The following is an 18,166-nucleotide window of genomic DNA, read 5'->3' as shown; positions in this document are numbered from 1 at the left end:
AAAGGAGCGTACGAATGACAATGAAAGCCGTATTATGTATGTCCTATTGCTTGCTTCGGTCTATCGACGATATTCCTGCCTTCTACAGCCACCTCTACCACGGCCGCCCCCCTTCAACAGAAAGCTTGCAGGAGGCTTCGAGGCGTTACCGAGAGCTGGGAGAGCCCGATCCGCTCGGAGTCGTGACTCTCAGACAGGCCAAAGCGCTGGAGCGGAGATTGAAGCTGCGGTTCCGCGAGGATATTCCCGTATACACAGCCTTTAAGCATACCCCTCCTTATATCGAGGATGCGGTTCGCGAGATAACTGGGCGCGGTGTGGAACATATCTACACCCTCCCGCTCTCTCCCCTCTACTCGCGAACTGGCGTCAAGAGCTATCAGCAAGAAGTGAGGAAGGCAAGGGAAGCCTGTAGCGCCTCATTCCAAATTACGGATATCGATCGCTGGCATCTTCATCCGGGATTCACGACCGCTCTGGCACTACGCGTACAGGAGGCGATGCAATGGATCTCACATGTCAACCGGGCGCGCACAGTCGTAATCTTTACAACACACAGTATGCCGGGGCTCCCCGGCCCTAATCGCGACTATATTCGCGCCTTCTCCGAGCTGGCACATGCCGTTGCCAAGTTGGCCAATTGTCCGCACTGGAAGCTCGGTTACCGCAGCGGCGGATCCGCTCCACAAACCTGGCTTGGCCCTGACTTGCTCGATATGATGGAACAGTCGGTCCGGGAAGGCTGGTCAGCAGTGGTCGTATGCGACTTGTTGTCGATTACCCAAAATATCGAAACACTGCAGGATTGCCGTTACGATGGACAGGCAAAAGCGGAGCAGCTCGGCATCGAGTTTGTCTCTACCTCCTTTCTGAACGACTCGGATGATGGAATGACGGCGTTGGAAGAAATTGTTGCAGGTTATATATCAAAGAAGAACCTAGCGGAGGATTACCGCTAGGTTCTTCTTTGTACAGCCATTTGGGATTAGACTCTTATAAACGGCAAGGTTGATACTTCTAACCCACGCTTTATCCGAGATACGGTAATGGGGTTGTAGCCGAAGTTCTTCTTGCGGGCGGAAAGCTAGGCGCCACCAGCCCTTGCCGGGTCCCTCTACCCGAGCTGGCTAGGCCAAAGCACATAGTGTTTGCGGTCCTTCTCCGCCCCAAGCAGCTGAAGGTACAGCTGTTCGGGAGCTTCGAAGATGCTTACCCCGTTCCAGCTTTCGACGACAATCTTGCGAAGCTGCTGATGCTTTAGAAACAGCCGGAATACGTCCTTCAGCTGCCGGCTGATCTCCGCTTCCGTCCCGTCCTGCCCGCTCTCGACCCGGTAAATGCGCTTGCCGTTATTCTCAATCCAGTACAGCCAGCGGCTTCCTTGAAACACCAATGAATTACCCGGCTTCCGCGAGAAGGAAAGTCCTTCCACCGACGGCCAGGGAAGCAGCAGACCGAATGGGTTGGCCGGATCGACCGCATTCAGCAAAGTAAGCCGCTCCTCCGCGGCATCAAAGGCCGGGGCGTCCGTTACCGAAGCCGCTTGATACAGCCGGGTCACGAACTCCTTGGACGCGAATTGCAGATACGGAAGATCCTGAATGAACAGCCCCCGAACGACTACCCCCCACTCCTCAAGCTTCTTCAGCAGCGGCAGCAAGGTGTCCCAATCGTAAGGGGATGCGAAGGCGATCAGTTCCTTGGTAATCAGCCCGTAATGACCGAGCAAATGCTGGATCCAGGCTAGTAGGGACGCTTCCTTGTCATACCCCGGATTGTACAGCGATTCGAGCGGATACCATCGACCTAGACCCGATTGGAATTTGTCGGGCTTCTTGCTCCTCCCCTGCGCATGAAGACGTATCGGGGCAAATTGGTCGTTGGCCGCCTGACCGTCCCAGACGAGCTCCAGCAATTCGGTCAGAAGAACGGAAGGAGGCCTCCCGGTTTCGATGGAAAGCTTCGTGAGGAACACCGCCCCCTTCTCCCGAAGCAGGCGCAGCACCTCAGGCTCGGCGGCCGGCCTATTCGCCTCGGCTGCTTCCTCCAGATAAGGCTGGTACAGCTCATGGCTCTCGGCAGCAAAAAAGGCGATTCTCCCCTCCTTCTCATCAGGCAATCTCCGTCCTATCCAGATCACGTCCCCCGATGAACAGAGCAGGTCGAGATCCTGCTTCCTGTACCCGGGCTGCCTGACGGGAAAGAACAGCGACTCCCAAAGTGAGACAGGCAGGAAGAAGCCCTGCAGGTCAGCGATCAGCTCCCGCAGCCGTTCCGTCCCCGTAAGCGGAGAAGCTTCGCCCAGACGAACGAAAAGCGGCATATGCCGCAAATACGTCAGCCCCGGCACGGCCTCGCTGCTCCGCCTGAACAGCTGCAGCGACGTTCGGATCAGCCGGGACGCCACCTTTCGGCTTGTCCATAATCCTTCATGCCCGGGGTCCGAGAATGGCGCAGCTTCCATCCTTTGCCCCGCCAGGGCGCTCTGCAGCCACTCCTCAGCAGCCGGACGCTCCAGTCCGTATCGCCCGGTCAATTCCTCCAGCGTGATGGAAATCGCATGGTCGCTGTATCGCTGCAAAATAAAAGCTCTTGCCTCCGGCGAGCCGTTCAAGCTTTCATAAAGACTGCGTTCGTCGCTGCATATGTAAAATTGCTGATCGTTCAGCTCAATCGTGCTGACGGCTCCCCGGGACTGCAGCTGCGCAAGCCAGCCGTCCAGCAGGCCAGCTTCCTCCGCTGCTAGCTTCCGCAGCTCTCCCTCCGCGGCCTCGCCATGCTCCTTCAGATGGCGCAGCACATCCTCCGCCCGGGACCAGCTTCCTTCCCTTTGCTCGAGCCTCTGCTCTTCCTCGGCCAACGCCTGCGGATGGACCGCCTGACGGATAGCCTCGGCTCCGAACACCTCGGCAGCGAGCTGTCGGCTGAAGCCCACCAGCTCCGCCTGCAGATCCCGAGGCAGAGCATCGGATTCGTACAGCCGCGTCTGCACGTAATCCGCCTGGAATTGGGCGGCCAGCGGCGATGGAGCCTGCCCCCGGTGCTCGGCAAAGCGAATCTCGCCCTGCTGTACCGCATCCAGTACCCGTCTCAGGTTTTCCGTATCCACCTGCTCTTCCAGACAGGTCCTCATCACCTCCTGAAACAGAGGAAACCTTTCCCGGAAGGGCAGCGCCTCCTTCAGCAGCTCCTGGCTGCGAAGCCGCTTTTTCCATGCCGGCATTCGGGTGAAGCTCCTAGACAGCAGCAAGGAAGTTTCGGCCAGACGCTGGAACGCCACACTGAACATCGGCGACTGGGAGACAGCCTCGATGACAAGCGGCTCCGCTTCGCCCCAAGTGAGGGTTCTGATCGTCCGCACGATAGAGGCTTCATAGCCCGGAAAGATCAGCTCAAAGCCGTTATCGCGCGCATGGGTATACAGCGCCTGGTGTCCAGCCTCGGCCAGCCTGCGGTTCACGGCCAGCAGCCAGGTTCGGTTGAGCTTGCGCCCAAGCAGACTGTGGGCGATGTAGTGGACATGGCCTTGCTCGTCCATGAAGGATTCGATCACCACCGTCCGATCCGTGGGCACTGGAGCGACGGCCAACTGGTTGCGGACCAATCCGATCAGGCTGGCTGCAGACTCGGCGTCCATGTAATACTCGGCCATGAGCCAGTCCTGGGTTTGTCTATCCAGGACTTTGCGCCCGGCTTCCTCATCAGCCGGGGCGGTCGCTTGTCCAGACCGTTCTTCATCCGATTCTGCCGGCTGAAGATCGCCGGGACGCCCCGGATGCAAGCGGCCGCGAAGCTCCCGCCACAAGGCTCCGGTCTGCACCCCAAGCTCATAGGACTTGCCGCCTGTTTCGCCGCGCCAGAACGGAATTTCACTATAGCGGTTCTCCGCCTCCCGGACATAGATCCGTTCCGGACGGATGCGGATGATCCGCCAGGAGGCGGTACCCAGCTGGAAAACGTCGCCGACGGACGACTCCTGAATATATTCCTCATCCAGCTCCCCCAGATGAAGTCCCGTTTCCTGATGATGGACGGGGTAGGCCGTACTCTGGGGTATCGTGCCCGCCCCCACCAGAGCGGCCATCGGGGTAGCCGCGAGGCGGCCGACGCGGCCTGTATCGCGATCCCACTCGATGAGCGGACGCACGAAGGGGTAGAACCCGGCCAGCACCTCCAGCATGGCCAGCAGCCTGTCCCGCGTCAGCCCGCGGAAGCTGTCGCTCCCCTCGAGCAGGCGCTCCAGCCGCGCCACATCCCATTCGTCGCCGAGGCTGACGATGGCGACCACCTGCTGCGCCAGCACATCAAGGCCTCCCCTCGGGATGCGGATGGCCTCGATGTCGCGCGCGGCTATACGCCGGGCAAGCACAGCCAGCTCCGGCAGGAAGCTGCGGCTGCGCGCCACAAGCACACCCCGGCTGACGCCGCCGACGCTGTGCCCGGCACGGCCTACGCGCTGGATGCCCGCGGCCGCGCTGAACGGCGAGTCGATCTGGATCACCAGCTCGACGTGACCTACATCGATGCCGAGCTCCAGCGACGAGGTGGCGACCAGACAGCGCAGCTCGCCCGCCTTCAGCATCTGCTCCACCTCAAGCCGCATCTCGCGAGCCACGCTGCCATGATGGCTGCGGGCCATCTCATAGCCGGCATGCTCATTCAGCCTCAGCGTTAGCCGCTCGCACAGCCTCCGGCTGTTGGCAAAGATAAGGGCCGTCCTGCTGCCCTCCATGAGCTTCAGCAGCCGTTCGACCAGCGGCGTCCAGATCTCCTCCCGGTCCGCTCCCGGGCGCGGCCTCTCCGGGATCGTCACGAGCAGCGAATACTGCTTATCGGCTCGGCTTTCTACGATCGCTACCGGCCTTGGCTCCTCGCCCTCCCACCCGCCCAGATAGCGGGCGACTCGCTCGATCGGCTTCTGCGTCGCAGACACGCCGATACGCTGTACAAGACCTGAGCACCAGACATGCAGCCGCTCCAGCGTCAAGGACAGGTGCATGCCGCGCCTGTCCGCCGCGAGATCGTGAATCTCGTCCACAATCACATGCTCCACCGTCTTCAGGATTTCCCTGGAACGGGGAGAGGTTAGCAGCAGATACAGCGACTCCGGAGTCGTGACCAGCACATCCGGCGGCGTTCGCAGCATCGACGCCCGCGTACTCTGCTTCGTATCCCCTGTGCGGACCGCCGCCGAAATCCCGCTCCAGCCCTCAGGCTCGCCGCTCTCAACAGCCACGGCCTGAATCTCCTCCAGAAACTGAAGCAGATGATGATGAATATCGTTGTTAAGCGCCTTCAGCGGCGTCACGACCAGCGTACGCACCCCCGGCACATAGGCCGCTGCCTCCGTTTGCTTGCGCCGGAGAATACGATCCAGACATGGGAGCAGCGCGGCGAGCGTCTTGCCCGAGCCCGTCGGCGAAGAGATGAGCGTATGCTCCCCGGAGCCAATGCGCCTCCACGCTTGTCGCTGTACATCCGTCGGCTCACCGAACCGCGAGGTGAACCATGACCACAATATCGGATGAAACCCGTGCTCGTCTTGTTCACGCTTGTTCATACCCGCACCCCCAAATCTGCTTCCTATCGATCCAAGCAGTCCTATTTATCGCTTGCCTGGGCTGCGAGGGGCACCAAGCTATCTGCCTCCAGCCGGTACAAACGCGCTTGTTGCCGATGTTCGCCGGCTACCGCTTCAATTGATGCCTCTTCCTATGCAATCAGTCAGCAGTCTAGTCGTCACTACCCGGCACGGACAACCATGCCCGATTCTGGTTCCAGCTCACCTCTACAGGCGATTCGAAAAAATCGGTTAATACGTCGCTGCACAGCACATCCCTTGTAGGGCCTTTGGCAAAAACCGAGCCGCGGCGAATCAGAATCGTATGAGTAAATATCGGAATAATTTCCTCCGTATGATGGGTCACAAACAGCATATGCGGCGCTCCAGGCGCCCCAGCCAACTGACGTATGCTGCTCAGCAGCGCTTCTCTGGAGAAAAAATCGAGCCCATTGCAAGCCTCATCCAGAATAAGCAGCTTCGGCGAAGCCATGAGAGCCCTCGCTATCAATAGCTTCTGCTTCTCTCCCTGCGAGCAGCCCTGGTAGGCGCGATCGATCAGATGGCCGCAGCCCAGCTGCCGCATCCACATCGCCGCCCGCTCGTAGTCTTCATCCGTCGGCTTATCGTACAACCCGATGGAGGCGTGCTTCCCGCTGATCACCACATGCTGGGTGCGCTCATTCGGATATATTTTTTCCTGCAAGGAGGAGCTGACCCATCCTATCGATTTGCGCAGATCGCGTAGATCTACTTCCCCGAAACGATGTCCCAGCACCGAAACATGCCCTTCCGTCGGCCAAATATAACCGTTTATCATGTTAAGCAGCGTCGTTTTCCCTGAGCCGTTCAAGCCGAGCACCGCCCAGTGTTCGCCCTCCTTGACCTGCCAATCCACATGATCAAGTATAGTCTTGTCCTCCCGCCTCCAGGACACCTTGCTTACCTCAATCACCGAACTCATGGCTACCGCTCCCCTCTCTCCAAGCTCTTAAACTTCCTATTTGCCTTCGGTCGTTCTTTCCTGATTCTGACTATAGCACGGGCGTGGAAAAGGCGGCAATTCCTTTCTATAGCGATTCGCTACCCTTTCTATGGAAATCATTGTGTAATGATTTGCCCTTGTTTCCCGTGTTACGATGAAACACGCAAGACAGACGGCAGCTTGATTAACGAGAGCCGCTCAAATCTGTGAACAAACAAAAACAGCCTAAGCTTCTTTATCGAAGCGCGGGGAACCCAATCTTTCGGGGTGAAGCCGCTAAGTAGCGGCCGGGTGCTTGCTCTTTGACCCGAACCCGTCAGCTAACCTCGCAGGCCAAATAAGGAGAGGATGATTTACATGCATTTCAAAAAGACGGTAATGACCGGAGCGTTGGCACTAAGCTTGATTGCCGGAACAGGCTCGGCTTTCGCGGCCGCACCAACGGCTGATTCCAACTTGAACGACCTGATGAAGGGCAGCCTCAAGCAAAATTACGGCGGACTATCGCTAAGCGAACTGCTGCAGCATTTTCAGGGTAACAATTTTCGCCTGGTATGCCCGGATCTGAGCAATGTTTATCCTGGCCAAGGCTCTCATAGCGGCGGTCAAACCCAGACTCCGACAGCACCATCAAACCCTGATGCCGAGACTCCGGATACGAATACGGCCCCGGACTCCGAAGCTGAAGCACCGGATGCGGCTCCAGCCGTACCTGCTCCAACTGCACCAGCGCCAAGCGTACCTGCGCCAGCCGTACCTGCTCCAACTGCGCCAGCGCCAAGCGTACCTGCGCCAGCCGTACCTGCTCCAACTGCACCAGCACCAAGCGTACCTGCTCCAACTCCAGATGTTCCCGCTTCGGACGGTCAAGGCGCAGATGCCACGACCAGCCAAGCTTCCGCTTATGCGAACCAAGTCGTAGACCTGGTTAATGCAGAGCGCGCCAAGGCTGGATTGTCTCCGCTTGCCAGCGACTCGTCCCTGGCTAAAGTGGCAATGGACAAAGCGAAGGATATGTATAACCTGAACTATTTCGATCATACATCGCCGACATTTGGGTCCCCATTCGATATGATGAAATCTTACGGAATCCAATATTCCTATGCCGGTGAAAATATCGCCAAAGGTCAACGCAATCCCCAGGAGGTTATGAATGCCTGGATGAATAGCGCCGGCCACAGACAAAATATCTTGAGCCCGAATTTCACAAAAATCGGCGTTGCTTATTACAACGGCGTATGGGTTCAGCAATTTATCGCAAACTAAAGCTATTATTCAAGAAGCCCGGAGCAAGCTCCGGGCTTCTTAATTGTTTTTGCTTTTTCTAGAGGTTGAACTTAAAACGGTAACATTCGGCTAGACCCTCATCGAAAAAAAACATCTTGTGCTTAAAGACCTGCAGTTGTACATCTTTTTTTGTCATATAAGTGACCGCCAAGTAAAACTCCCGCAAATGCGCATCTATTTTTCCGCTTAACCGGTGGAAATATCGCATGAAATTCTTGCGTAATTGCAGACGTTTCCTCTTCGGCAAGCCATTTATGTAAAAAACCTGCGCTTTGGCATGTTTCCGACCTCGAAGGGGGATTTGTATGTATACTATTGTACCCGTAAGCCATTCATGCATCCCTTTGCTTCATGCAGCGCAGACAATGAAAGTTAATCCATTCATTCGTGGTGGTAGAGCGAGCGCTCGGAACGGATGTCGCTCCAATCGCTTACATCGCATTGTCCATAGTCATTAGCACCCACAGCAACCACCGTGCCGTCCGATTTAAGCCCTACGGTATGGGCGCAACCTGCCGCAATCGCCACAATATCGCACCAATCACTTACCTTACATTGGCCGTACTCATTCCAGCCCACAGCTACCACCGTACCGTCCGATTTAAGGCCGATGCTATGATTACTACCCGCCGCTATAGCTACAATACCGTTCCAACCGCTTACTTGGCACTGGTCGTGTTTATTCAAGCCCACAGCGGTTGCCGTACCGTCCGATTTAAGACCGATCGTATGAAGATAGCCCGCCGCAACCTCTACCCTATCGCGCCAGCCGCTTACTTGACATTGGCCATACCGATTATTACCTGCAGCTGTCACCGTGCCGTCCAACTTAAGACCGACGGTATGCCAGTCACCCGCAGCAACCGCCACTATATCCCGCCAGCCGTTTACATCGCATTGACCTTCATTATTTCGGCCCGCTGCTACGGCCGTTCCATCCGATTTGAGCCCGATGGTATAACGCCAACCCGCCGCAACCGATACAAGATCACACCAGCCGCTAACATCGCATTGGCCATACTTATTCCAGCCCGCAGCCGCCACCGTGCCGTCCGATCTAAGACCGATGGTATGAGCATTACCCGTGTTCTTCGCCATATGAACATTACCGGCCGCGACCGCCACAATATCGCGCCAACCGCTTACGTCGCATTGGCCAAATTTATTATCCCCCACCGCCGTCACCGTACCGTCAGACTTAAGCCCAACGGTATGACGACGACCCGCCGCTATGCTAGCCTTGGGCCATCGTTTCGCCTCTATCGCCACCTGCATCAGTTCGCCCAATTCTCACGTTAATCACTCACTATCTCCTAAATTACACCATATGAGCATTTTGGACAACGGGAATTTGGGGGTGGAAAGACAATCATCCGGATTTTGAAATGAGCCTATTCTTTTACGCATATGTTCAACTAACAAAAAATAAGGGCTTCAGCCTGAAGGCTGAAACCCTTATTCACTCTGATGCGCTCGAGAGGACTCGAACCTCCACGGCTGTTACCCCACTAGAACCTGAATCTAGCGCGTCTGCCAATTCCGCCACGAACGCATATCGGTTATTTCTTGCTTCCCTCTCTTGGGGACAAGTAGTATCTTATCATCCTTTAAAAAGGATGTCAAATCTTTTTTTAAAGTTTTTTTAACTGCCAAGCCAGCTTCGAATCCCCCAGATAATGAGCGCCCAAATCGGGATGGTAAACAATATCCCGTAGATTGTGCCGCGAATCGCAGAGCCCTGCTTCATCCCAAGCCCACCTTCCCTGACGAATAATTTCGTAGGTACTACCATATGCGCGTTGGAGCCGATAGATGCATATCTGTGCGAACCGTCATCAGGTTGTAAGAAACCCTTTGCTGAGGAGGAGAGGAAATGCTTAAAAAGCTTATGCTCGGGCTGCAAGTAACCGCTTTAACCTTCCATATAAGCCCGTACGGCCTTGTTAGCCCATTCGGCCAGTTCGTCGACGCCGGGATGCAGCGGAGCATGAAACAGCCTCGTTCCACGCCTCTGCTCCCCGGCATCAGGCAGGAGTACTTCGCCCGTGACTCCCCCTTCCTGCCGGTATATGCGAAGCAAGCAGCCACCCTGCAGCGCCATCAGCGAATGTGTATCTGACATCTTACAATCAAGCCCCTTCGGTCCGCCATGAACTTAGCATTCCCTGCTAAACGCCGCTCATACGACAGGGTAAAGCCTCATCCGCTTGCCGTACGAAGCTATGGATTCTCTGGCTGCTTCATACACGGTTAGCCCGACGGCATAGCCAAGCCGGGTGGAAGCCCCCGCGTAGCGGCTTGCTTCGCCTTCCTGCGTAGCCGCGATCAGTACGGCATCGGTCGTCGTCCCCGTCGCCGTAAGACCTCCATCCAGCGTGACCTGCATGTCTTGCAAGGCGGCAGCCTTCGCTTCAGTGGCCGTTATCACAGCATTGACGAAGGCGGAATCCGTCAGTTTGCCTTCTATGGCGATCACGATATTGATCGTTCCCGGGAACAAGCTGTCGATCTCGCAAGGAACGCCGGCACGGCATTTATTGGATAGGCCGGCGGTTACCCAAGTATGGACAGCCAATTCTCCCGACAAGCGCAATCCTCGATAGCTCCGGTCGCGCAAGTCTGCAGCCGTTAACAAGGCGGCCGTTCCGTCCTCATGGATTCCTTCTCCCTGCAGGAAGCCATTCATTTCTTGCAATGGGTCGTCGCACATATACCGCTTGGACACCTGGCGATTCATCAGCCGATGCGCGAGCGAGAAGCCCTCCCCCCACAACGAGGAGTTCAAGGTTCTTAACGGTTTGACGCTTTCGAAGAGAAAGTAGCTTTCCTCGCCGCGTTCCTCCATCCTGCAGCTTAAGCCCGAGTGAACCCCGGCAACCTCCTCGAATGTGGAACTCAACCTTCCCGTCGTCATGATTCTTGGCCTTGTTCGTCTCCGAACAGCTCGGCTCTTGGCTCGCTGAAGGGTCGATAGGAGTAGGAGCGGTCAAGCTTGACCACCCTCCGATTGGGCCGGCGGATCATGACCGTATCGTCATCCCAAGCGACGACGATCCCCCGTATATCGTTGGCGCGGTCTGCGTCGCGCACGACACGGAGCATCGTACCCTCTACCCGGTAACGGTCCAATTGGTCCTCCGTAATCATCATCTTCTCCCCTTCCTGAATTATGGTTGCTTGAGGCACTTTTCTTAATAAATATACAACAATCGGGGGATACAATAAAGGAGCTTCCATCGGTAAGCGAAAGAAGGTGTTTGCATTTCTACGCTTACCATCTAACCAAGTCCCCATTCCAAGGTTGAAGAAATGCCAAAGTGCAGTTTTTTACCATAGATAGCCCTGCCAGAGAAGAAAAGTCTGCGAGCACGCAGGAATTTTCATACGATATTTCCCAGAACAACGGGTTAAGCAGAAAATAGATGCACCTTAGCAGGAGTTTTACTTGGCAGTCAACTATAAGATAAAACAGATGTACAACCGCAGGCTTTTAAGCGCATGATGGGTTTGGCCGATGAAGATCCAGCCGAATGCTTCCATCTTATGTTCAGCCTATATAGAAAAAACCTGAATGCCGGCGGCATTCAGGTTGTATGGGTCGGACAATAAATTGCACTAGCCAACATGCTCTCGGGAATCGTTCGTTTCAAACCAATAATCGAGGACTTTGCTCGACATAACACGTTTATTGATATAATCGACCTGCTGCTCGGTAAATTGGGCTTCCCAAGCTATATCCAGTTCCTTGCAGAGCTTTACGACAGTCAACAGTTCAGACCAGGCTACATACCGTTTGTACCAAAAAAATTGAGGATGCTCAATCATATAGGGATACAGATCGTCAAAATCCGTATGTTTACAATCAAGGGCACGTTCAAAATGAACCTTCGCCTCATTTAATTTGGTCACGAAAAAATCGGCTGGAATTTCTTTCCCCATGCAGGTGCACCTCCTCAAGTAGTCAGTCGAAACTAACTGCTCTTCTTATAAAGCTGTATAAGTCACTGCCACTATTATAAAGGAAATCGCCAGGATTGGAAAGCTTTCCGCTGAAATGCCCCATGTGTAAATGTTGTTATTCGAACTGAACCTCTCCATTAGCCAGGGATGCTATCCGCACAAGAGACTCCACGCGCACGCCCGTGTCGCGGATTGTCCTTCCTCCGGGCTGGAACATTTTTTCCACCGCAATCCCCACGCCTACAAGCGAAGCGCCGGAGCGCCGGATGATGCGGATCAGTCCGCGGGCCGCAGCTCCGTTGGCAATCAGATCGTCGATCAGCAGCACGCGGTCGGCTTCGTCCAAAAACTCCTTCGACACCATAATATCCGTCACAAAGCCCTTGGTAAAAGAAGGGACACGCTCCGAGTAAGTCTCCGTATCGGTGTTGAGCGGCTTCTTGCGTCTGGCAAAAACCAGCGGCACCCCCAGCTCCTGCGCAGCCGCGAATGCAATCGGAATCCCCGACGATTCGATGGTCAAAATTTTGGTGACCTGTTCCTCGCGGAACAGGCGGGCGAATTCCCGGCCCATAGCCGTCGTCAGCACGGGATCGACAGCATGGTTAAGAATGGCGTCCAGCTTCAGCACCTCGTCCGACAATACGATTCCGACTTCACGTATTCTTTGCTTCAATAATTCCATACGATCCACGCCTTTCGAGGGAGAACAATCTTTTTTCGTAAACTTATCACAATGGCAAACCACGTTTCAAGTAGCAGCCTGTAAAAAAAGTAAGACAATTTCCAAAACTTCATAAAAACTTGCAACTTTATGATTTATTATTCGTCTAAATGGGTAAGAACACGTAAAAAGATGTCCTTCGGCACGCTGTAGCAGCTTTGAAAATGAAAATCGCCTGTTTTTAAGCTATTTGGCCGTTTTTGGTTGTATTTCATCTTTGTGAACCCGGCCTCTTCAGAGTATGATTAGTTAGGTTCCTCACTCTATACGTTATTTGCGGAAAGGAAGTACATGATGAAACGAAAGAGATCCTTCATCGGTTTCTTGTCCGTTGTCATATGCGTGACGGTTTTCGCGGTCGGCTGTCAATCCAAGCAGCCTGCCGTCGCCCCCGTTGCTGAGCCGATCATTCCTCAGGATCAGCCTCCCGTCGTAGCCACGCCGGTCAATCCTCCTGAGTCTGACACGGAATCGGTCGACAGCTCGGTGCCCGCACCGGCCACTCCGCTGCCGAGCAGCGAGAAGGTCTCGCTGGCCAGCGCCGACACGGAAACCAAGAACGCAACCGAACCGGACAGTCCCAAAGGAAAAACACCAAGCTCCAAGCCCAAAATCGAAATCGAAAATCCTTACACGCAAGCCAAGCCTACGCTTCTCGGGCTGACGCTCAAGACGAATACCTCCGAGATCCTGAACAAATTCGGCAAGCCGAAGGACGAATTCGTCATGGATGAGGATGCCGACCCGATGATCGTCTACGATTATGGCGATTTTCTCATCGGCTTCAACAGCAAGAAAGAGGTTCACTTCATCGATGTTCGCAGCGCAGACGTAGATCCCGGGCTTAACGGCTTGAAGCTCGGCGATCCGGTGACGGCCGTCAACAAAGCGCTGGGCAAGCCGACCGCTAATTCCAACTACGTGATTACCTACAAAGCGACGGGCGCCATGCTGAAGCTTGATATCGATCCCAAGACCCAGAAGATAAACTCGATTAAGCTGTTTGCCGATTAAACGCGGCCCCTGTCGATTTTCAGCCCAAAAAGCCTTGACCCGCAAGTCATTCGCGGGATCAAGGCTTTTTGGGCTGAACGAGGATCACCCATCTTTACCGGGTATCACTCGGGGTCGACCGACGAGGCACGCTTCTTTCTGCGATGGCGGTACAGCATGTACCCGCCGGCTGCGAGTATAACGGCTAGTACCGCACACATGCCTAAGTAAGGCTCGATAGCATGCAAAAGTACTGGGGCATTGCGCCCTATCAAATGACCGAGCGTCAGGAATGTAGCGCACCAGATCAGGGCTCCCGAGCCGGCAAACGCGAGGTAACGAAAAAAATTGACGTTACTTACACCCGATAAGTAACAAGTGAAGTGTCGAAGACCCGGTACGTAGTAGCCAAAAGCAACGGCCCATAAACCGTACTTGCAGAACCATCGCTCCGCGACCGCAAGCCGTTCAGGCGTCAGCTTGATCCAACGGCCGTATTTGTAAAGAAAAGGCTTGCCGACCGCCCTTCCAAGGCAATAGCTTATGATCATCCCCGTCATCGCTCCGCTAAAGCTAACTGCGAATGAAGCCCAATAATGAAGCAGCGGGTCGTCCCCGATCGTAAGCGTCCCCACCGTCGTCATCAATATTTCGTCCGGCACCGGGATTCCGACAATCCCGAGCGCTAATAAACCATATAGTGCGATATATCCATATTGATCGATTAAATCCAGCAAGTGTTCCAAGATGACACGCTCCAACCGCCTGAATTTCCCAGGCATCTCTTCCGGGTGACGGGACATGCCTGATCCTATTGTATCAGAAATCTTGCGGATTCCCAATATGTACTAATAGTCATCAGGCTTGGCCCGTTTTCATAAGCTAAGATAAACAGGCTATGCAAGGGAGGGATCGCGTCCCGTATGAAAAAATGGGGGAGCGTCATACAGGTCAGCTTCACCTATATAGGAACGGTAGTCGGGGCAGGGTTTGCCACGGGACAGGAAATTTTGCAGTTTTTTACGCGTTATGGCTGGATGGCTACCATGACGATCGGGATCGCGACCATTTTATTCACCTGGCTGGGCATCAAGCTGATGCTGCTCGCCGGTCAGATGAATTCCAAATCCTATGAGGATGTGAACAATCTGTTGTTCGGTCCCAAAATCGGAAGCTACGTCAGTCTCGTGACGCTGCTTTCGCTGCTCGGCGTCAGCATGGTCATGCTGGCGGGAGGCGGATCCGTTTTCACAGAGCAGATGAGACTGCCTTATCAGTTCGGCCTGCTCCTGACGCTAACAGCCGCCTACATCCTGCTGATCAGGGGCATCAATGCCATCATGACTGTCAACACGATTGTCGTACCGATGATGATCTTGTTCACTTTGCTTACGGTGTGGCAAGCATCTGACACTCCGAACGCTGGGAATTGGCTGAAGCTGACGTCTGACTTCTCACCTCTGCGTATCTGGCTGTCCCCTTTCCTCTACACGGCATTCAATCTGGCTATGGCCCAGGCCGTGCTTGTACCGCTCGGAGCCAAGATCAAGGATCGGCAAGTGCTGCTGGGGGGCGGCTTGCTCGGAGGCATAGCGATAGGAAGCATGCTGCTGGCCGCCCACATGGCGTTGTCCTCGCAGATGCCGGGCATCCAGCAATTCGATATTCCGATGAGCCAACTGATCGGCCGGGTCGGGGGATGGTTCCAGTTGCTGTTTCTACTGGTCATCTATGGGGAGATTTTTACGACGCTGCTCGCCAATGTATACGGGCTGTGTCTGCAGCTTGAGCAGCGTCTGGGCATCCGTTACAGCCTCGTTATGCCCCTTGTGCTGCTGACCAGCTATGCCGGCAGCCAGATCGGCTTCAAGGTGCTGGTCAGCTCGCTTTACCCGTTATTCGGCGTGCTGAGCATGGCCTGGCTCGTGCTCTTGGTATTCCGTCCGACGGACCCTCTCGCCCCCCGCGACCGTTAGCACGGCAGCCAGCCGCACGAGCATCATCAGAGCGGCCGCACAAGTAAATATAAACCCGCACAGCAAGTAAGGCACATGGTACGGCGGGAACGACTCGGCGTCGCGCAAGGCGGCCAGCAGATCCGTGAACAGAAACAAGCTCCCTATAAGAAACAGCACGAGCAGCGCATAATCGAAAAAAGTCCACTGCAGCAGCTGCGGGGCCGCACTCCGCAAACGGTCTGCGGCACTTGGCTTAGCGTCACTCTTCTGCTCCTCTTCCGAAGGCATGCCTTCGGCCGGGCTCATCCGCACCTTCACCGCCATAAAAATCGCCGATCCGGTAACCAGCAGCCCTACCAGAGCGCCAACCACCGCTAACAGCGTCAACATATTCGCTCACTCCTTATCTTCAAAACTACGATAGCCGGGACAGCTCGTACACAACCCACACAAACATGGTAAACAATACAGCAGGCAGCACATACAAGCAGGCCATCAGCACCCCGGCGCTGCTGCCCTTCCCTAACGGAGCCTTGCGCCATAGCACCTCACCGTTCCATCGGTGCAGCGCTCCTGCCAGCCTTGTAAACCAAGGCGACTGCTCCGCGTCGGAGGAGGCGTTACGCTCCGGAGAAGTCTTGATCGTCCCCCGCTTCCAGCCCACCTGATAGGTAAGTTCACGGTTCTTTCGTTGTTCGGGCTTCAACTTTAGGCACCTCCGGCTCATTTTTGTGCTATTCTTTATAGTAGTGATATACTTCTGAAAAAGCAACGGTTGAGCCAGGAAGAATGGGAGGTGCAATCATGACCAAAATTGCCGCGGTAACCGGGGGAGCGCAGGGCATCGGCAAAGCCGTATCGCTGGCCTTCGCCGATGCCGGGTATGAGCTATGCATAGCCGATATCGACCGCGAAGCGGGGCACGAGGTGATGCAGGAGCTTCGCAGGCGCGGGGCCAAAGGGTTCTTCATGCCGGTCGACGTCTCGGACGAGCAGCAGGTCGGGCGCTGGTTCAAGCTGATCGAGACCGACTTCGGCCGGCTGGACGCGCTTATCAATAATGCGGGAATATCACGCAACGCTCCGATGCTGGAGCTTCCGCTCGCCTCCTTCGACCAAGTGATCGGAGTTAATCTGCGAGGGGCCTTCGTCTGCTCGCAGCAAGCCGCTCGCCTGATGAAGTCAAGAGGCGCGGGAGCCATCGTCAATATAGCTTCGACACGCGCATTGATGTCCGAGGCGAATACCGAGAGCTACGCCGCCTCCAAGGGCGGACTGCTGGCCTTGACCCATGCGATGGCCGTCAGCTTGGGCCCGGCCGGTATTCGCGTGAATGCGATCAGCCCCGGCTGGATCGAAACAGCGGACTGGCAGAAGTCGTCCGCACGCAGCCAGCCTGTTCATTCCGAGCAGGACCGGCGCCAGCATCCCGCCGGCCGCGTCGGCACGCCGCAGGATATTGCGGCAGCCTGCTTGTATCTATGCGGCACGGAAGCAGGTTTCATCACCGGACAAAATCTGGTGATCGACGGCGGAATGACCGTCAAAATGATCTATGAATAATATCATGAGCATGCTCACTTAAGGAGTTTGACACAACATGTGGTTTGTACTTGCCTGTGCCTCCGCGATCAGCTTCGGCTTGCGGGGGATTTTATATCAATGGTCCTCCAAACAATCGCTTAACCGGAATCTGATGCTTCTTGGCGTCTATATCTCGGGGACGATCATCACAGTTACCGGCTCCCTGCTGCTGGGAGAAACCTGGTCCCCGGCGGTCTGGGTCGGCGCCTTGATGGGATTGTTTTCATTTATTTCCAACGCAGCTATGTATAAAGGCTATTCGGTCGGCAAGGCTTCGCTCATCGCGATGTTCACGGGTCTTCCGCCGGTCGTCGTCGCCTTGCTTGCCTTCACGGTCTGGGGCGAGCGTCTCAGCTCGGGGCAGCTTCTTGCCTTCGTCGTCATCATGACGGGCCTGATGATGGTCCGCTACTCCGGAGACTTGTCGCTGCGCAATTTGCAGGGAGCCCAGTGGGGTGTTTTAACCATGCTCTTTTTCGGCCTTACCGACTTTTTCACGAAGCAAGCTACCCTGCTCCATGCGGCCACCTTCCCTACGCTGACCATGATGTATGCAACAGGCGGCCTTCTGTTCGGCGCAACCTGGCTGCTTGACTTGCGCAAGACGAAAGCTGCCCAGAGCAGCCTGCTTCTGGCCAGGCAGGAGAGCGCCGCCGCTTCAGAAGCGGGGCCAAGCGCAAGCATTGCGGATCACGCCGAAGCGACTCCGGGCGAAGCCGTCATGGCTGCAGCCCTGAAGGAATCGGCAGCTGGCACGGAAGGCGAAGCCAAGGCGAGCGCAAGCAGTGAGATTACGCCGCCCCGCAAGCCTTGGACCATAAAGCGTACCCTGCTGTGGGGAATGACCGTGGGGATAACCAATGCTTGCGGGATGATGTTCGCTATGCCGGCCTTCAAGCTTGGAGTCACCGGTCTTGTATCCGCCGTAATGGCCGCCAACGTCGTCTTGGTCATGCTGTATGCGCGGTTTGTGCTTCGTGAAAGCTTCAAACGGCTTGAAGCGGTGGGCATGGCCATCGGATTTGCCGGCATCGTTCTGCTGAAGCTGCTTTCCTAAGAGAAAGGGCAAGTAGTCATCGTACAAGCATAGGTCTGACTCGCGTCCAGCATACAGG

The 18,166-nt window shown here is 55.5% G+C and carries 17 protein-coding genes, 1 tRNA gene and 1 riboswitch; of the genes, 6 read left to right on the top strand and 12 right to left on the bottom strand.

Translation table 11 applies throughout. The features are described 5' to 3' along the window. Nucleotides 1-14: 14 nt before the first annotated feature. The gene (locus GSF01_RS20625; RefSeq protein ID WP_235941642.1) at nt 15-959 is read left to right on the top strand and encodes a ferrochelatase; all 945 of its coding nucleotides are present in this window, start codon (nt 15-17) and stop codon (nt 957-959) included. A gap of 155 nt (nt 960-1,114) precedes the next feature. On the opposite strand, the gene GSF01_RS20620 is transcribed toward GSF01_RS20625, so the two are convergent. Together GSF01_RS20620 and GSF01_RS20615 are read right to left on the bottom strand one after the other, a co-directional pair. Further along, nucleotides 1,115-5,560: a DEAD/DEAH box helicase gene (locus GSF01_RS20620; protein ID WP_159887187.1), complete on the bottom strand. Its 4,446-nt coding sequence runs from the start codon at nt 5,558-5,560 to the stop codon at nt 1,115-1,117. 172 nt (nt 5,561-5,732) lie between these two features. Further along, nucleotides 5,733-6,524, bottom strand: coding sequence for an ABC transporter ATP-binding protein (locus tag GSF01_RS20615; protein WP_159887186.1), 792 nt, complete (start codon nt 6,522-6,524; stop codon nt 5,733-5,735). A 233-nt stretch (nt 6,525-6,757) separates the two neighbouring features. Beyond that, a riboswitch (cyclic di-AMP (ydaO/yuaA leader) is annotated at nt 6,758-6,895 on the top strand. A gap of 7 nt (nt 6,896-6,902) precedes the next feature. On the opposite strand from GSF01_RS20615, the gene GSF01_RS20610 reads away from it, so the two are divergent. Next, nucleotides 6,903-7,811, top strand: coding sequence for a CAP domain-containing protein (locus GSF01_RS20610; RefSeq protein ID WP_159887185.1), 909 nt, complete (start codon nt 6,903-6,905; stop codon nt 7,809-7,811). A 402-nt stretch (nt 7,812-8,213) separates the two neighbouring features. Here GSF01_RS20610 and GSF01_RS20605 read toward each other — a convergent pair whose 3' ends face one another. From GSF01_RS20605 to GSF01_RS20575, 7 genes are all read right to left on the bottom strand, one after another. Beyond that, nucleotides 8,214-9,101 (bottom strand): RCC1 domain-containing protein, encoded by an 888-nt coding sequence (locus tag GSF01_RS20605; RefSeq protein WP_407945783.1) that lies wholly within the window; start codon nt 9,099-9,101, stop codon nt 8,214-8,216. A 199-nt stretch (nt 9,102-9,300) separates the two neighbouring features. After that, a tRNA-Leu gene (locus GSF01_RS20600) sits at nt 9,301-9,384 on the bottom strand. 360 nt (nt 9,385-9,744) lie between these two features. Further along, nucleotides 9,745-9,954 carry a hypothetical protein gene (locus GSF01_RS20595; protein WP_159887183.1) on the bottom strand — a complete coding sequence of 70 codons (210 nt, stop codon included), beginning with the start codon at nt 9,952-9,954 and terminating at the stop codon, nt 9,745-9,747. A 57-nt stretch (nt 9,955-10,011) separates the two neighbouring features. Beyond that, nucleotides 10,012-10,746, bottom strand: coding sequence for an adenosylcobinamide amidohydrolase (locus tag GSF01_RS20590; RefSeq protein WP_201305450.1), 735 nt, complete (start codon nt 10,744-10,746; stop codon nt 10,012-10,014). Then, complete coding sequence (locus GSF01_RS20585) at nt 10,743-10,979, bottom strand: hypothetical protein (RefSeq protein ID WP_201305451.1); 237 nt, start codon at nt 10,977-10,979, stop codon at nt 10,743-10,745. The genes GSF01_RS20590 and GSF01_RS20585 overlap by 4 nt, the downstream gene beginning before the upstream one ends. A gap of 468 nt (nt 10,980-11,447) precedes the next feature. Then, nucleotides 11,448-11,771: a hypothetical protein gene (locus GSF01_RS20580; protein ID WP_159887181.1), complete on the bottom strand. Its 324-nt coding sequence runs from the start codon at nt 11,769-11,771 to the stop codon at nt 11,448-11,450. 136 nt (nt 11,772-11,907) lie between these two features. Further along, complete coding sequence (locus tag GSF01_RS20575) at nt 11,908-12,477, bottom strand: xanthine phosphoribosyltransferase (RefSeq protein ID WP_159887180.1); 570 nt, start codon at nt 12,475-12,477, stop codon at nt 11,908-11,910. Between the two features lie 333 nt (nt 12,478-12,810). On the opposite strand from GSF01_RS20575, the gene GSF01_RS20570 reads away from it, so the two are divergent. After that, the gene (locus GSF01_RS20570; protein ID WP_159887179.1) at nt 12,811-13,530 is read left to right on the top strand and encodes a DUF4309 domain-containing protein; all 720 of its coding nucleotides are present in this window, start codon (nt 12,811-12,813) and stop codon (nt 13,528-13,530) included. A 104-nt stretch (nt 13,531-13,634) separates the two neighbouring features. Here GSF01_RS20570 and GSF01_RS20565 read toward each other — a convergent pair whose 3' ends face one another. Beyond that, entirely contained in the window at nt 13,635-14,255 is a 621-nt protein-coding gene (locus tag GSF01_RS20565) for a DedA family protein (protein ID WP_159887178.1), read from the bottom strand. A 177-nt stretch (nt 14,256-14,432) separates the two neighbouring features. Here GSF01_RS20565 and GSF01_RS20560 point away from each other — a divergent pair, with 177 nt between their 5' ends. After that, nucleotides 14,433-15,485, top strand: a complete 1,053-nt coding sequence (locus tag GSF01_RS20560; protein ID WP_159887177.1) for a YkvI family membrane protein — start codon at nt 14,433-14,435, stop codon at nt 15,483-15,485. Here GSF01_RS20560 and GSF01_RS20555 read toward each other — a convergent pair. Beyond that, nucleotides 15,405-15,857 carry a hypothetical protein gene (locus GSF01_RS20555; RefSeq protein WP_159887176.1) on the bottom strand — a complete coding sequence of 151 codons (453 nt, stop codon included), beginning with the start codon at nt 15,855-15,857 and terminating at the stop codon, nt 15,405-15,407. The two genes, GSF01_RS20560 and GSF01_RS20555, sit on opposite strands and share 81 nt — an antisense overlap. Before the next feature lie 25 nt (nt 15,858-15,882). After that, a complete protein-coding gene (locus tag GSF01_RS20550) occupies nt 15,883-16,173 on the bottom strand; it encodes a hypothetical protein (protein ID WP_159887175.1) in 291 nt (96 codons plus the stop codon). 98 nt (nt 16,174-16,271) lie between these two features. On the opposite strand from GSF01_RS20550, the gene GSF01_RS20545 reads away from it, so the two are divergent. Next, nucleotides 16,272-17,030 (top strand): SDR family NAD(P)-dependent oxidoreductase, encoded by a 759-nt coding sequence (locus GSF01_RS20545; RefSeq protein WP_159887174.1) that lies wholly within the window; start codon nt 16,272-16,274, stop codon nt 17,028-17,030. Nucleotides 17,031-17,067: 37 nt separating this feature from the next. Beyond that, nucleotides 17,068-18,108, top strand: coding sequence for a DMT family transporter (locus GSF01_RS20540; protein ID WP_159887173.1), 1,041 nt, complete (start codon nt 17,068-17,070; stop codon nt 18,106-18,108). Nucleotides 18,109-18,166: the final 58 nt, after the last annotated feature.

It is taken from the genome of Paenibacillus puerhi, from assembly GCF_009846885.1.
Lineage (GTDB): Bacteria > Bacillota > Bacilli > Paenibacillales > NBRC-103111 > Paenibacillus_G > Paenibacillus_G puerhi.
Note: the sequence above shows the minus strand (reverse complement) of the source record. Positions and strands in the feature narration are given on the sequence as shown.

Bases quoted from the DNA above. Each gene is read 5' to 3' on its own strand.
- GSF01_RS20555 (WP_159887176.1), bottom strand. From the start codon at position 15,857: ATGTTGACGCTGTTAGCGGTGGTTGGCGCTCTGGTAGGGCTGCTGGTT.
- GSF01_RS20570 (WP_159887179.1), top strand. From the start codon at position 12,811: ATGAAACGAAAGAGATCCTTCATCGGTTTCTTGTCCGTTGTCATATGC.
- GSF01_RS20585 (WP_201305451.1), bottom strand. From the start codon at position 10,979: ATGATTACGGAGGACCAATTGGACCGTTACCGGGTAGAGGGTACGATG.
- GSF01_RS20540 (WP_159887173.1), top strand. From the start codon at position 17,068: ATGTGGTTTGTACTTGCCTGTGCCTCCGCGATCAGCTTCGGCTTGCGG.
- GSF01_RS20560 (WP_159887177.1), top strand. From the start codon at position 14,433: ATGAAAAAATGGGGGAGCGTCATACAGGTCAGCTTCACCTATATAGGA.
- GSF01_RS20610 (WP_159887185.1), top strand. From the start codon at position 6,903: ATGCATTTCAAAAAGACGGTAATGACCGGAGCGTTGGCACTAAGCTTG.
- GSF01_RS20615 (WP_159887186.1), bottom strand. From the start codon at position 6,524: ATGAGTTCGGTGATTGAGGTAAGCAAGGTGTCCTGGAGGCGGGAGGAC.
- GSF01_RS20620 (WP_159887187.1), bottom strand. From the start codon at position 5,560: ATGAACAAGCGTGAACAAGACGAGCACGGGTTTCATCCGATATTGTGG.
- GSF01_RS20625 (WP_235941642.1), top strand. From the start codon at position 15: ATGACAATGAAAGCCGTATTATGTATGTCCTATTGCTTGCTTCGGTCT.
- GSF01_RS20580 (WP_159887181.1), bottom strand. From the start codon at position 11,771: ATGGGGAAAGAAATTCCAGCCGATTTTTTCGTGACCAAATTAAATGAG.
- GSF01_RS20590 (WP_201305450.1), bottom strand. From the start codon at position 10,746: ATGACGACGGGAAGGTTGAGTTCCACATTCGAGGAGGTTGCCGGGGTT.
- GSF01_RS20575 (WP_159887180.1), bottom strand. From the start codon at position 12,477: ATGGAATTATTGAAGCAAAGAATACGTGAAGTCGGAATCGTATTGTCG.
- GSF01_RS20545 (WP_159887174.1), top strand. From the start codon at position 16,272: ATGACCAAAATTGCCGCGGTAACCGGGGGAGCGCAGGGCATCGGCAAA.
- GSF01_RS20595 (WP_159887183.1), bottom strand. From the start codon at position 9,954: ATGTCAGATACACATTCGCTGATGGCGCTGCAGGGTGGCTGCTTGCTT.